Source organism: Streptomyces sp. NPDC051684 (assembly GCF_044453445.1).
Taxonomy (GTDB): domain Bacteria; phylum Actinomycetota; class Actinomycetes; order Streptomycetales; family Streptomycetaceae; genus Streptomyces.
On sequence record NZ_JBITCS010000008.1, the window covers coordinates 20889 to 34313 of the forward strand.

The following is a 13425-nucleotide window of genomic DNA, read 5'->3' on the forward strand; positions in this document are numbered from 1 at the left end:
GTCAGAGCTCGGGGCGGCCCGTCGCCACCGCGTAGAACGCGACGGCGGCCGCCGCGCCCACGTTGAGCGAGTCGACTCCGTGGGCCATCGGGATGCGGACCCATTCGTCCGCCGCCATCAGGGCCTTGGTGGACAGGCCGTCGCCCTCCGCGCCGAGCATCAGCGCGACGCGGTCCATGCGGTGCGGCGCCACCTCGTCCAGGGACTTGGCCTGTTCGGCCGGGGTCAGCGCGAGGAGTTCGAAGCCGGCGTCGCGAACCGTCTCCAGGGACTTCGGCCAGGCCTCCAGACGCGCGTACGGCACGGAGAAGACGGCGCCCATGGAGACCTTCACGGAACGGCGGTAGAGCGGGTCGGCGCAGTCCGGGGAGAGCAGGACCGCGTCCATGCCGAGCGCGGCGGCGCTGCGGAAGATCGCGCCGATGTTGGTGTGGTCGTTGACCGACTCCATGACGACGACGCGGCGGGCCGTGGTGAGCAGCTCGTCGGCGGTCGGGAGCGGCTTGCGCTGCATGGAGGCGAGGGCGCCGCGGTGCACGTGGTAGCCGGTGACCTGTTCGGCCAGATCGGGGGCGACCGCGTAGACCGGGGCGGGGACCTCGTCGATGACGTCGCGCATGACGTCGACCCACTTCGCGGACAGCAGCATCGAGCGCATCTCGTACCCGGCGAGCTTGGCGCGCCGGATGACCTTCTCGCCCTCGGCGATGAACAGGCCCTCGGCCGGTTCGCGTTTGCGACGCAGTTCTACGTCGGTCAGGCCCGTGTAGTCGGACAGGCGCGGGTCGTCGGGGTCATCGATGGTGATGATCCCTCGATGTTCAGCTTCAGCCACGGGTCGATACTGCCTTGTTCTGGGTGTGGTGCCAACGGCTCGGAACGAGTTACGTTACCGCTGGTTACTTCTGGTGCTTGTGCGGGTTCTCGTTCACCACGTCGCCGATCACGATGACCGCCGGGGGCTTGACCCCTTCGGAGACGGCGCGTTCGCCGACCGTCGCGAGGGTGGCGTCGACGCGGCGCTGGGCTGCGGTGGTGCCCTCCTGGACGAGGGCGACGGGGGTGTCCGGGGACTTCCCGTGCGAGACCAGTGCCTCGGCGATCTTTGCGATCTTGTCGACTCCCATGAGGATCACGAGGGTGCCGGTGAGCTTCGCCATCGCCGCCCAGTCGACCAGCGAGCGCTCGTCGTCCGGGGCCACGTGACCGCTGACGACCGTGAACTCGTGGGCTACGCCGCGGTGCGTGACCGGTATGCCGGCCGCGCCGGGGACGCTGATGGAGCTGGAGATGCCGGGGACGACCGTGACGGGGATGCCCTCGGCGGCGAGCGCCTGGGCCTCCTCCATGCCGCGGCCGAAGACGAACGGGTCGCCGCCCTTGAGACGGACCACGGCCTTGCCCTGCTTGGCGTGGTCGATCAGCGCGTCGTTGATGGCCTCCTGGACCATCTGGCGGCCGTACGGGATCTTCGCGGCGTCGATCACCTCGACGTGCGGCGGGAGTTCGTCGAGGAGGTCGCGCGGGCCGAGCCGGTCGGCGATCACGACGTCGGCCTCGGCGAGGAGGCGGCGGCCGCGCACGGTGATGAGGTCCGGGTCGCCGGGGCCGCCGCCGACGAGCGCGACACCGGGCTTGTGGGTGCGCTGGGCGGTGACCGTGCCGTCGTGCAGGGCCTCGACGATGGCGTCGCGGACGGCGGCGGTGCGGCGGGGGTCGCGGTCGGCCGCCTCCGTCGTCAGAACGGCCACGGTCACGCCGTCGGCGCGGCCGGTCGCCGGGGTCCAGGCGGTCGCCTCGTCGGCGTCGTCGGAGCGGACGCACCAGGTGCGGGTGCGCTCCGCTTCGGCCGAGGCCGCGTCGTTCGTCTGCTTGTCGCTGGTGGCCACCAGGGCGTACCAGGTGTCGGCGAGGTCGCCGGGCTCGTAGCGGCGCTGGATCCAAGTGATCTCGTCGGCCGTCGCCATCGCCTCGACCGAAGGGGTCGCGGAAGGGGAGATCAACGTGATGTCCGCGCCCGCGGCGATCAGGGCGGGGAGCCTGCGCTGGGCTACCTGGCCGCCGCCCAGGACGACGACTCGGCGGCCGGTCAGGCGGAGCCCTACGGGGTAGGCGGGGTGGTCGGCGGCGGGCATGCGGTGTCCTCTGGCGTGCGGGTTTTGTTTGTGAGCGTACGTCGTGAACGTGACGGGGAGGTTTCACAAGCCGGGGGCTCCGCCCCGGCCCCCCGCGCCTCAATCGCCGGCGGGGCTTGAAAAGCAAGCCCCGCCGACAATCTGAGGATGTGGGCTACTTCTCCGTGACGCCCGCCGAGTCGAACGTCGCGACCTCGTGCATCGCCCGGGCCGCGCTCTGGACGATCGGGAGGGCCAAGAGGGCGCCCGTGCCCTCGCCGAGGCGCAGGTCCAGGTCGACGAGCGGGCGCAGGCCCAGCTTGTTGAGCGCGGCGACGTGGCCGGGCTCCGCGCTGCGGTGGCCCGCGATGCAGGCCGCGAGGACCTCGGGGGCGATGGCGCGGGCGACCAGGGCGGCCGCACCGGCGCTGACGCCGTCCAGGATGACCGGCGTACGCAGCGAGGCGCCGCCCAGGAGCAGGCCGACCATGGCCGCGTGCTCCAGGCCGCCGACCGCCGCGAGGACACCGATCGGGTCGGCGGGGTCGGGCTTGTGCACGTCGAGGGCGCGGCGCACGACCTCGACCTTGCGGGAGTGCGTCTCGTCGTTGATGCCCGTGCCGCGGCCGGTGACCTCGGCGGGGTCGACCTCGGTGTAGACCGAGATGAGGGCCGCGGACGCCGTCGTGTTGGCGATGCCCATCTCACCCGTGAGCAGCGCCTTGTTGCCCGCCGCCACGAGGTCGCGGGCGGTCTCGATGCCGACCTCGATGGCCTCCTTGACCTCTTCGCGGGTCAGGGCAGGGCCCGTCGTCATGTCGGCGGTGCCGGCGCGGACCTTGCGGGGCAGCAGGCCGGGCGTCGCCGGGAGCTCGCCTGCCACGCCGACGTCGATGACGCAGACCTCGGCGCCGACCTGGCTCGCGAACGCGTTGCAGACCGCGCCGCCGCCCAGGAAGTTGGCGACCATCTGGCCCGTGACCTCCTGCGGCCAGGGGGTGACGCCCTGGGCGTGCACGCCGTGGTCGCCCGCGAAGATCGCCACGGCGGCGGGCTCCGGGATCGGCGGCGGGCACACGCGGGAGAGGCCGGACAGCTGGGCCGAGATGATCTCCAGCATGCCGAGCGCGCCCGCGGGCTTCGTCATCCGCTTCTGCCGCTCCCACGCCTCGCCGAGCGCCTTGGCGTCCAGCGGGCGGATGTTGGAGACGGTCTCCGCGAGCAGGTCGTGCGGGTCCTCGCCGGGCAGGGCGCGGCGGCCGTACGTCTCCTCGTGCACGACCCACGACAGCGGGCGGCGCTTGGACCAGCCGGCCTGCATCAGCTCCGGCTCCTCCGGGAACTCGTCGACGTAGCCGACGCAGAGGTACGCCACGACTTCGAGGTGCTCGGGCAGGCCGAGCGAGCGGACCATCTCGCGCTCGTCGAAGAAGCTGACCCAGCCGACGCCGAGGCCCTCGGCGCGGGCCGCGAGCCACAGGTTCTCGACCGCGAGCGCGGAGGAGTACGGGGCCATCTGCGGCTGCGTGTGGCGGCCCAGGGTGTGGCGGCCGCCGCGGGTCGGGTCGGCGGTGACGACAATGTTCACCGGGGTGTCGAGGATGGCCTCGATCTTCAGTTCCTTGAACTGCTTCGCGCGGCCCTTGGGAAGCGACTTGGCGTACGCGTCCTTCTGGCGCATGGCCAGTTCGTGCATCGCGCGACGGGTGTCCGCGGAGCGGATGACCACGAAGTCCCAGGGCTGCGAGTGGCCCACGGACGGCGCCGTGTGGGCAGCCTCCAGGACGCGAAGGAGCACCTCGTGCGGGATCGGGTCGGAGCGGAAGCCGTTGCGGATGTCGCGGCGCTCGCGCATCACGCGCAGCACGGCCTCGCGCTCGGTGTCGTCGTACGCGGGAGCGGCGGGGTGCGCCTCGGCCTCCGGCGTCAGGTGCTCGGGTTCGCCGGTCAGCTCGGCGGGGGCGACGGTCTGCTCCGCCGGGTCCTCGGCCTCGGGCAGCGGGATGGCGCCGGAGTCGCCCTCGCGCGGGCCGGGAACGCTCGCGGCCTCCTCCGGGGAGGCGGCCCCCTGCGGGGGGATCCCGGCGGACTCGGGGCCCTGGGTGTCCCACTCCGCGACGTGCTCGGGTGCGACCGACGCGTCGCCCGCGGGCGCCTGTTCGGCGGACTGCTGGTTGGCCATGACGTGCGGGTCCTGCGGGTTGGTGGCGGGTTGCGGGGCGCCGACGGTCTCCTGACCGGGGGCGGCCGCGGCTTGCGGGTCACCGGTGGCCTGCTGGTCGGCGGCGGGCTGCTGCTCGGCGGGCGCGGCGTCGCTCACGACGTGCTGGTCGGCCACGTCGGCGTGGTCGCCCACGACGCGCTGCTCGGCCAGGACCTGCTGACCTCCAACGGCCGGCTGGTCGGCCGCAACCTGCGGGTCCGCCCAGGCGTGCTGCCCTTCAACGGCCTGCGGTGCGGCAGCCGCTGCGTCGCCCACGGCGTGCTGGTCGGCCATGACGTGCTGGTCGGCGGAGGAGTGCTGGCCGTCAACAGCCTGCGGTGCGGCAGCCGGCTGCTGGTCGGCGGCCGCTGCCTGGTCACCCACGAGCTGCTGTCCGGCAACGGCCTGCTGGTCCGCGGCGGCCTGCTGTTCGCCAGTGGAGTGCGGGTCCACCGCGACCTGCTGGCCCGCGACGGGCTGCTGCTCGGCCACTGCCTGCTGGTCGGCCGGAACCTGCTGAGCGCCAACGGCCAGTTGGTCGGCCAGCACCTGCTGATCGGCCACGGCCTGTTCGGCACCGACGGCCTGCTGCTCGGCCGCACCGTGCGGGTCGCCGACGACCTGCTGGTCGTCCGCGCCCGACGTGCCGGGAGCGGGCTGCTCGGCGGCCGCTGCCTGCTCGGCGGGCACGTACTGCTCAGCGGCGACCGCCTGCTGCTCGGCCTCGGCGTGCTGCGCGGCGGCTTCCTGCTCACCGGCCGCGTCCTGAAGGCCCGTACCGGCCGGCTGCGCGGAGACGCCCTGGCGGTCGGCGCCGTCCTGCTGGCCGGGCACACCCGGCTGCTCGGCGGCCTCCGGCGTCTGCTCCTCCGGAAGCGGAGGGACGACCATCGCCTGCGGCGGGGTCGGGGCCAGATGCGGGGTCGTGGGGACGATGCCGTCCACCGGGACGAACTGGCCGAGCGTCTGGTCCGCGGCGGGCTGCTGTGCGTAGCCGTGCTGCGCGTAGTCGTACTCGTAGCCGCCCTGGCCCTGCTCGTGCGCGGCGTACGGGGCCTGGCCCGCGTACCCGCCGACCGACGCCGACTCGGCGCCGACCTGGGCGAACTCCTGGGCGTGCGCGGGCGCTTCGGGCTGCGCGTGCTGCGGAGCGACCGTTTCTGCGGGGGCCGCGGGCTGCTGCGCCTGGGCCGGCTGCCACGGGGCGGCGCCCTGCGGCGGGATGTCCAGGTACTCCGGGCCGGTGGTCGGCGGGCCCGACTGGCGGGTCGGCATCGGCATCTGCTGGGCGGGCCCACGGTCGGCGAGCGAGCGGACAGGGCTGCCGTTGGTGTCGGGCACGGCCGGGCCCATGTGCAGCGGGCGCCGCGGCTGGGCCTGGGCCTGGGCGGCGTACTGCTGGCCCTGGCCCTGGCTGTGGTCCGCGGGCTGCTGGCCCCAGGCGCCCTGCGCGCCGGGCATCAGGAGGATCTCGTCCTCCTCGGCCGTGGCGTCGGCGGGATCGAGGTAGGTGTACGCGCCGGGTGCGGGAACGCCCGGCGGCTCCGCCGTGCCTGCGTCCTCCGGCAGCCCTTCGCCCGGAACCTGACCGGTGTCGGTCATGCCTACCCCTCGCCCATCGAATGAGAACTTCCTGGCCGCCCCCGGCCGTCCGCCGGGACTGCGAGCCCCTTTTGCTGTCCGGGGCGACACGTCGACCGCCCGTCAACAACAACGAGCGCGCGTGCCGCGCGGCACGAACCGCTCCGGACAACAGGCATTGTCCCGGTCGGACCGCGGCCACGGAACGTAGTTCGACCATGGCCTTCTGTGGACTGCGCCACGTTGCGCGTCCTCCGGTCGCTGCCGTACCACACGCACCTCAAGAGTGGTGCGTTTTCGGGACATTGGCATACGAAGAACCGACGGTCCCGGTGCGGTACAACGATCGGCCAGCCTACCGCGCGCGGCGCGCCGCCAGGGTCACGGGTGGCGGACGGGAAGGCGCCCGGAGAGGAGGAACCCCACGGTCCGCTCCTTCTCCGTCCAGGCGCGAGTGTCCAGCTCGACGGATTGCAGGAGGGCGCACTCGACGTCGTATCCGTGCTCCGTCAGGTCCCTGCCGATGAGTTCGGCGTCATCGCGTGTCGCGGCGTGCGTGACGATGCGGGCGGGTCGCCGGTCGGCGACGGCCGAGACGACGGCCGCTCCCCCGCCCCCGACGCGTACGACGTCGGGCTCCGGGAGGTCTTCGAGAACGTGCGGGGCGGTGCCGTGCACGATCTGGACCTGGACACCGAAGCGGCGGGCGACGGCGAGTGTGCGGGCGCAGGCGTCGGCGTCCCGGTCGACGGCGATGACGGCGGCGCCGAACCTTCCGGCCTCCGCCGTGAACGCTCCGCTGCCGCAGCCGATGTCCCACACCAGATCGCCCGCGCGCGGCCCGATACGGGCGAGTTGGGCGGCACGCAACAGTTCGGTCTCGCCCTCGCCGAAGGGTCCCGCGTACTCCTCGGCGGGCAGCGCCCAGCCGCGCGGTCCGGCGTCGGGGTCGCCGCCGGCCAGCCAGTTGCCGTTCTCGGGGGCGCCGGTGACCGGTCCCCCGATGACGATGACGACATTGGGGTCGCGCCACGCGTGGTCGGCGGCCTTGTCGGAGGTGACGACGGTGACCTGTTCGCGGTCGGTGCCGAGCTCCTCGCAGATGACGAAGGTGCGGTGGACGCCCTCCATCAGCAGGCCCAGTTCGGCGGGCCCGGCACCCGGTGAGGTGAGGACGGCAACCTTGGTGTGGGCTCGGCACACATTCACCGCGCGTCGCAGGGTGCGGCGGTGTGCGACGACCACCTGTGCGTCGTCCCAGGGCATGCCTGCGCGGGCGAACGCCTGGGCGACGGAGGACACGGCGGGCACGACCTCGACCTCCAGGCCGTACTGGGGTGCGCGCAGGGTGCGGACGACGCCGAAGAAACCGGGGTCGCCGTCCGCGAGCACGACGGCCGTGCCGCGGTGGCCCGCGATGCGGCGGGCGGCGAGGGCCACGCTGCCGAGCCGGACGCGCTCGGCGCGCTCGGGGACCTCGGGGAGCGCCAGGTGGTGGCCGGCGCCCGCCACGAGCGTGGCCGCGCCGAGTGCTGAGCGGGCCGCGTCCGTCAGCGGCGAACCGTCCCAGCCGATCACCGTGACCCGGTCGGCCATCGTCGTCAGTCTCCAGGGTGTGCTCGGGTACGTACGTGCCCATCCGGCACGGAGGTCGGGGGTGCCACCGGGGGCGGGGCACCGTGAGCGTACCTGCCCGGCCCTTCGACCGCCCGTGGGGTCAGTTCCAGTCCGAGAAGGCGGTGAAACCCCCGGCCTCCGCCAGTTGCTCGGTGACACCCTCCAGGTCCTCCGGCAACAGGCTCCACACGATGAAGTCCGTGCGGGCCTCGGCCAAGGTTCCGTCCTCGGTGCGTGTACGCGCTATGCAGGCGTTCCGCAGCACGCCCTCGCTGATGCAGCCGATCTTCTGGGCGACCTGCTGGGAGGCGGTGTTGTCGGCGGCCGTGCGCAGCTCGATGCGCTCCAGGCGCTGGTCGCGGAAGAGCCACTGGGCCGTGGCGAGCGCGGCCTCGGAGGCGTAGCCCTCGCCGCGCGCCCAGGGGGCGACGATGTAGGAGAGCTCGGTGGACCGCACGTGCCAGTTGGTCTTGGAGAGCTGGATGACGCCGACGAGCCGCTGGGTGAGGAACTCGGCGACGGCGAGGGTGAGTCCGGCGCCGGACTCCCGCTCCTTGGGGGCGTCCTCGAAGATCCAGGTGCGGCCGCCTTCCTCGGTGAACGGCTGCGGCACCGCGGTCCACGCGGCGACCAGCTCGTCGTTCATCATCTCCGCGAGGGCGGGCACGTCGTCCTCGTCGAGCGGGCGCAGCACCAGGCGCTCCGTGCTGATGGAGATCTCCGGGAAGGTGTTCGTCATGCGCCGCTCTCCGTAACCTTCGTCGGCCTTCTACCTTCGCGTCGGCCTCGTGAACTGCCCAGCATGCAGCATGAAGGCACGTAACTGCACATGGGGGCCGCCCCTGTTGCCAGGTGCGGCCCCCATGGGCGGGCGTCGGACGGGGCCCTCAGACGGGGAGCACCGAACCCTTGTACTTCGTCTCGATGAACTTCTTGACCTCGGGCGAAGTCAGCAGCTTCGCCAGCTTCTTGACCCGGGGGTCGTCCTCGTCGCCCTTCTTGACGGCGAGGATGTTGTTGTACGGGTTGTCCTTGACGGACTCCAGGAGGACGGAGTCCTTCTTGGGGTTCAGTCCCGCGTCCAACGCGAAGTTGTTGTTGACGGCGGCCGCGTCGACGTCGTCCAACGAGCGTGGCAGCTGGGCCGCTTCGAGCTCCTTGAACTTCAGCCCCTTGGGATTCTTCGCGACGTCCTTGGGTGTCGCGTTCAGACCGGCGCCCTCCTTGAGACCGATCACGCCCTGGGAGGCGAGGAGTTCGAGCGCCCTGCCCTCGTTGGTGATGTCGTTCGGCAGCGCGACGGTGGCTCCGTCGCGCAGCTCGGTGACGTCCTTCGTCTTCTTCGAGTAAAAGCCGAGCGGCGGCAGGTAGACCTGGGTGACCGGCGCGAGCGTCGTGCCCTTGGACTTGTTGAAGTCCGTCAGGTACGGCGTGTGCTGGAACAAATTGGCGTCGAGCTCGCCCTGCTGGAGCGCGGTGTTCGGCAGGACGTAGTCCGTGAACTCCTTGATCTCCAGGTCGAGTCCGGCCTTCTCGGCCAGGTGCTGCTTTACATACGTGAGGACTTCGCCCGCCGGGGTCGGGGTGGCCCCGACGACCAGCTTCTGCCCCGCGTCCGCCTTGTCGGACCCGCAGGCCGTGAGGCCGAGGACGAGCGCCCCGGCGGTCACGGCGGCGGGAATCGTGGACTTCAGGGAAATGGACATCAGAAGGAGGGGAGCACCGAGCCCTTGTACTTCGTCTCGATGAACTTCTTCACCTCGGGCGAGGTGAGGAGCTTCGCGAGCTTCTTGATGCGCGGGTCGTCCTGGTTGCCGTCCTTGATGGCGAGCACGTTGTTGTACTCGTTGTTCTTGGTGGACTCCAGGGCGAGGGCGTCCTTGGCGGGGTTCAGGTGGGCACCGATGGCGTAGTTGCCGTTGATCACCGCGGCGTCGACGTCCTTGAGGGAGCGCGGGGTCTGCGCCGCCTCGACCTCCTTGAACTGGAGGTTCTTCGGGTTCTTCGCGATGTCCTGCGGGGTCGCGGCGGACTCCGAGCCCTTCTTGAGGGTGATCAGGTCGTTGGCGGCGAGGAAGCGCAGGGCGCGGCTCTCGTTGTCGGCGTCGTTCGGGAGGGCGACGGTGCCGCCCTTCTTGAGGCCGTCGAGCTTCTTGGCCTTCTGCGAGTAGAGGCCGAGCGGCTCCAGGTGGACGGTGGCGACCGACTTGAGGTGCGTGCCGTTCTTCTTGTTGAAGTCTTCCAGGTAGGGCGTGGTCTGGAAGTAGTTGGCGTCGACCGAACCGTCCTCGGTCGCGTTGTTGGGCGTGACGTAGTCGGTGAACTCCTTGACCTCGAGCTTGAGGCCTTCCTTCTTCGCGAGGTCCTTCTTGATGAAGTCGAGGATCTCGGCGTGCGGGACGGGAGTCGCGGCGACGACCAGCGGGTCGGAGGCCTTGGCCTTGGTGTCGGCCTTGTCGGAGCCGCAGGCGGTCAGACCCAGGGTGAGGGCGCCGGTGGCGAGGACAGCTGCGGTGATCTTGGTGGTGTTACGCACGAAAAGTGCCTTTCCATCAGTGGTGCAACCCGCCGGGTGGGACGGGGAGAACGGGATTCAGCCGGACTTGGTGGCGGTGACGGCCGTACGTCCGGCGAAGAGGTTGAAGCGGATCGGGTCGCCGCCCTTGCCGGCGCGGCGGTGCAGGACGCGCGCGCCGCTGTCGCCGGCGAACTGGATGAGCGAGATGACGACGGCGAGGATCGCCACCGTGATCCACATCAGGTTCGCCTCGAAGCGCTGGTAGCCGTAGCGGATCGCGATGTCGCCGAGGCCGCCGGCGCCGACCGTGCCGGCCATGGCGGAGTAGCCGATGAGCGCGACGATCGTCGTGGTGGTCGCCGAGATCAACGAGGGCAACGACTCCGGCACGAGGACCTTGCGTACGACGGTCCAGGTGTTGCCGCCCATCGACTGGACGGCCTCGATCAGGCCGCCGTCGACCTCGCGCACGGACGTCTCGACGAGGCGCGCGAAGAACGGGATGGCGCCGATGGCGAGCGGCACGATGGCGGCCTCGCGGCCGATGGTGGTGCCGACGATCGCGCGCGTGAAGCCCATGAGGGCGACCATCAGGATGATGAAGGGCATCGAGCGGACGACGTTCACGATCTGCCCGATGACCTTGTTCACGAACGCGTTCTGCAGCAGTCCGCCGCGGTCCGTGAGGACGAGCAGGACGCCGAGCGGCAGTCCGAAGACGATCGCGATCAGCGTGGACCAGCCGACCATGTAGAGGGTGTCCCAGCACGCCTGGGACAGCAGCGGCTGCATTTCCGACCAGGTCACTTGGTGACACCTTCCTTCAGCAGAGCGGCGGGCGCGGCGCCCTGGATGTCGACCTGGAGGCCCTGCTCGCGCAGGAATCCGATGGGCACGACGTTGTCGTCGTAGCGGCCGGGCAGTTCGATGCGCATGCGGCCGACCTGCTTGCCCGTGACGGTGTCCATCGCGGCGCCGAGGATCGAGATGTCGACGTTGTAGGTGCGGGAGAGCTGCGAGATGACCGGCTGGGTCGTCGACTCGCCGTGGAAGGTGACGTCGATGACGGTGCGGTCGTCGCCGGAGGCCTCGCCGCTGACGGGGAAGAGCGCGGAGGCGAGTTCGGAGCCGGGGGTCGCGAGGAGCTCGCCGACGGTGCCGGACTCGACGATCCGCCCGCGCTCCATGAGGGCGGCGGAGTCGCAGACGGTCTTGACGACGTCCATCTCGTGCGTGATGAGCAGGACGGTCAGGCCGAGCTGCTGGTTGAGGTCGCGAAGCAGCTGGAGGATCGAGCGGGTGGTCTCCGGGTCGAGGGCGGACGTCGCCTCGTCGGAGAGCAGCACCTTCGGGTCGCCGGCGAGCGCACGGGCAATGCCGACGCGCTGCTTCTGACCGCCGGAGAGCTGGGCCGGGTAGGACTTGGCCTTGTCGGCGAGGCCGACCAGGTCGAGCAGTTCCAGCGCCTTGGTTGAACGTTCCTTCCCCGACTTGCCGAGGATCTCCAGCGGCAGCTCGATGTTGTCCTGCACGGTGCGCGAGGACAGCAGGTTGAAGTGCTGGAAGACCATGCCGATGCGGCTGCGCGCCTCGCGCAGCTCCTTGCCGGCGCGCGAGCCGCGACCGGCGAGAGCGGTGAGGTCCTGTCCTGCGACGGTCACGGTGCCGGAGCTCGGACGTTCAAGGAGGTTCACGCAGCGGATCAGCGAGGACTTGCCGGCGCCGGACTGTCCGATGACGCCGTACACCTCGCCTTCGCGCACGTGCAGATCGACGCCGTCGAGGGCGGTGACCTCGCGGCCGCGCGAGCGGTAGACCTTGGTGAGGCCCTGGGTGGTGATCACGTGGGTTTCCGTAGCTGTCGAGTGCGCGGCGCGGGTGGCGCCGGGCACGGGGCATTCGTTCGGGAACTTGGCTTGAGTTTCCGGGCGCGACAGGTCTCGCAGAGGCGGATGAACCCGTGAGGAGAAGCTGTGCGCGGGGCAGGCCCGGTCACGTAGGCGGACTGTTTCTCCCTGCGGAGTCACTCCCTACGGAACAGGGCGCGCGGGTCTCGCTTCGGGGCGCGAGAACAGGCGTGGTGGGGGCCCTCAGAAGGCGCACATTCGACACATACAAGCAGCACCGGGCGTCATGGTCGCCTCGGTCGCAAGGGTGCGGCTGCTCGTCGTGGTCATGTCGGCAAGTAAAGCAGACGTGAGGACGCGAGAGACCCCTGCTGTCCGCTATTCGGACAGCAGGGGTCCATGACTTACATGCGCTCAGGATGCGGTGGTGATCTCCACGCCCGCGTCCGTGACCTGCGCGGACACCGCGGAGAGGTCCTTGACCACGACGTCGGCGGAGAGCTCGTGCGCCTCATGCGTTGTGGTCAACGCCACGGTCTTCATGCCGCCCACGCGGCCCGCGGTGAGACCGGCCGGGGCGTCCTCGAAGACGACGCAGCGCTCCGGGTCCACGCCCAGCTTGCCGGCGGCGAGCAGGAACGGCTCGGGGTTCGGCTTGCCGTGCGTGATGTCGTCCGCGGCGATCAGCAGCGGCGTCTTGATGCCGACGGCGGCGAGCCGGGCCTCGGCGAGTCGGCGGGTGGCGGAGGTGACGACGGCCCAGTTCTCGTCGGGGAGCGAGGTGAGCAGGTCGAGGGTGCCGGGCAGGACCTTGGTGCCGCCGTTGGGCACGTCCTCGACCTCCAGCTCCTCGATCCGGCGCACGGCCCCCTCGACCTTCTCGGGGGGCAGCAGGTCGGCCGCGATCTCGGCGGCGGGTCGGCCGTGCAGCTCTACGGCTGCGAAGGCCTCGGCGGTGATCCCGTACTCCTCGGCCCAGCGGGTCCAGCAGCGGTACACCGACTCCATCGACGAGAGCAGGGTTCCGTCGTTGTCGAACAGCAGGGCGTCAGCGGTGATCTTCATATGTCCCGAGGGTACGGGTCACCCCGGGGCCGAGCGCATCGGGCCTTTTGGCCCGTAATAGGCTCACGGCCATGCTTGATGTCCTGACCCTGGTGACGGGTCTCGCCGCGCTGGCGCTCGCGGCCTGGTGCGGTTACGCCGCGTATCGCGACCAGCCGACCAAGGACTGGCACTTCATCGGGATGGCCGTGGTGTCGGTGCTCGCGCTGGTGCAGCTGGTGGTCGGGATCGTGCAGCTCGCGCGGGGCGAAAAGCCGGACCAGGGCACGACGATCTTCGTCGCGTATCTGATCGGGGCCTTCGCCTGTGTTCCGGCGGCGGGCTTCATGTCGCTCGCCGAGCGCACCCGCTGGGGTTCGGTGACGGTCGCCGCGGGCGGCGTGGTGCTGGCCGTGCTCGAAGTGCGGCTCTTCGACATCTGGGGAGGCTGAGGTGGCTGTGACCGCTGAAGACAAGGACACCTCGAAGGCCGATTCGAAG

Annotated in this window: 11 protein-coding genes; 1 reads left to right on the forward strand and 10 read right to left on the reverse strand. The window is 71.0% G+C overall.

Annotated features, from left to right (window positions below; genetic code table 11):
* Position 1 precedes the first annotated feature (1 nt).
* The 10 genes from ACIA8D_RS11925 to ACIA8D_RS11970 form a co-directional block, all read right to left on the reverse strand.
* Complete coding sequence (locus tag ACIA8D_RS11925) at positions 2–835, reverse strand: TrmH family RNA methyltransferase (protein WP_399231115.1); 834 nt, start codon at positions 833–835, stop codon at positions 2–4.
* A gap of 64 nt (positions 836–899) precedes the next feature.
* Positions 900–2135 (reverse strand): uroporphyrinogen-III C-methyltransferase, encoded by a 1236-nt coding sequence (gene cobA, locus ACIA8D_RS11930; protein ID WP_399231116.1) that lies wholly within the window; start codon positions 2133–2135, stop codon positions 900–902.
* Between the two features lie 154 nt (positions 2136–2289).
* The gene (cobT, locus tag ACIA8D_RS11935) at positions 2290–5919 is read right to left on the reverse strand and encodes a nicotinate-nucleotide--dimethylbenzimidazole phosphoribosyltransferase (protein WP_399231118.1); all 3630 of its coding nucleotides are present in this window, start codon (positions 5917–5919) and stop codon (positions 2290–2292) included.
* Positions 5920–6279: 360 nt separating this feature from the next.
* Positions 6280–7494 carry a precorrin-6y C5,15-methyltransferase (decarboxylating) subunit CbiE gene (cbiE, locus tag ACIA8D_RS11940; RefSeq protein WP_399231121.1) on the reverse strand — a complete coding sequence of 405 codons (1215 nt, stop codon included), beginning with the start codon at positions 7492–7494 and terminating at the stop codon, positions 6280–6282.
* Positions 7495–7615: 121 nt separating this feature from the next.
* Positions 7616–8254, reverse strand: a complete 639-nt coding sequence (locus tag ACIA8D_RS11945) for a GNAT family N-acetyltransferase (RefSeq protein WP_399231123.1) — start codon at positions 8252–8254, stop codon at positions 7616–7618.
* A 148-nt stretch (positions 8255–8402) separates the two neighbouring features.
* Positions 8403–9221 carry a MetQ/NlpA family ABC transporter substrate-binding protein gene (locus ACIA8D_RS11950; protein ID WP_399231125.1) on the reverse strand — a complete coding sequence of 273 codons (819 nt, stop codon included), beginning with the start codon at positions 9219–9221 and terminating at the stop codon, positions 8403–8405.
* Positions 9221–10051 (reverse strand): MetQ/NlpA family ABC transporter substrate-binding protein, encoded by an 831-nt coding sequence (locus ACIA8D_RS11955; RefSeq protein WP_399231127.1) that lies wholly within the window; start codon positions 10049–10051, stop codon positions 9221–9223. Before ACIA8D_RS11955 ends, ACIA8D_RS11950 begins: the two co-directional genes overlap by 1 nt.
* Positions 10052–10108: 57 nt before the next feature.
* Positions 10109–10840: a methionine ABC transporter permease gene (locus tag ACIA8D_RS11960; RefSeq protein WP_399231129.1), complete on the reverse strand. Its 732-nt coding sequence runs from the start codon at positions 10838–10840 to the stop codon at positions 10109–10111.
* On the reverse strand, positions 10837–11877 hold the full coding sequence (locus tag ACIA8D_RS11965; RefSeq protein WP_399231131.1) for a methionine ABC transporter ATP-binding protein: 1041 nt from the start codon (positions 11875–11877) through the stop codon (positions 10837–10839). Before ACIA8D_RS11965 ends, ACIA8D_RS11960 begins: the two co-directional genes overlap by 4 nt.
* 417 nt (positions 11878–12294) lie before the next feature.
* Complete coding sequence (locus ACIA8D_RS11970; RefSeq protein ID WP_399231133.1) at positions 12295–12945, reverse strand: HAD-IA family hydrolase; 651 nt, start codon at positions 12943–12945, stop codon at positions 12295–12297.
* 71 nt (positions 12946–13016) lie between these two features.
* Between ACIA8D_RS11970 and ACIA8D_RS11975 the strand changes: the two genes are divergently transcribed.
* A complete protein-coding gene (locus ACIA8D_RS11975; RefSeq protein WP_399231135.1) occupies positions 13017–13376 on the forward strand; it encodes a hypothetical protein in 360 nt (119 codons plus the stop codon).
* Positions 13377–13425: the final 49 nt, after the last annotated feature.

What these genes read in the sequence shown, in the direction of transcription:
- cobA (WP_399231116.1), bottom strand. Translation starts at nt 2,135, where the DNA reads ATGCCCGCCGCCGACCACCCCGCCTACCCCGTAGGGCTCCGCCTGACC.
- cobT (WP_399231118.1), bottom strand. Translation starts at nt 5,919, where the DNA reads ATGACCGACACCGGTCAGGTTCCGGGCGAAGGGCTGCCGGAGGACGCA.
- cbiE (WP_399231121.1), bottom strand. Translation starts at nt 7,494, where the DNA reads ATGGCCGACCGGGTCACGGTGATCGGCTGGGACGGTTCGCCGCTGACG.
- ACIA8D_RS11945 (WP_399231123.1), bottom strand. Translation starts at nt 8,254, where the DNA reads ATGACGAACACCTTCCCGGAGATCTCCATCAGCACGGAGCGCCTGGTG.
- ACIA8D_RS11950 (WP_399231125.1), bottom strand. Translation starts at nt 9,221, where the DNA reads ATGTCCATTTCCCTGAAGTCCACGATTCCCGCCGCCGTGACCGCCGGG.
- ACIA8D_RS11970 (WP_399231133.1), bottom strand. Translation starts at nt 12,945, where the DNA reads ATGAAGATCACCGCTGACGCCCTGCTGTTCGACAACGACGGAACCCTG.
- ACIA8D_RS11975 (WP_399231135.1), top strand. Translation starts at nt 13,017, where the DNA reads ATGCTTGATGTCCTGACCCTGGTGACGGGTCTCGCCGCGCTGGCGCTC.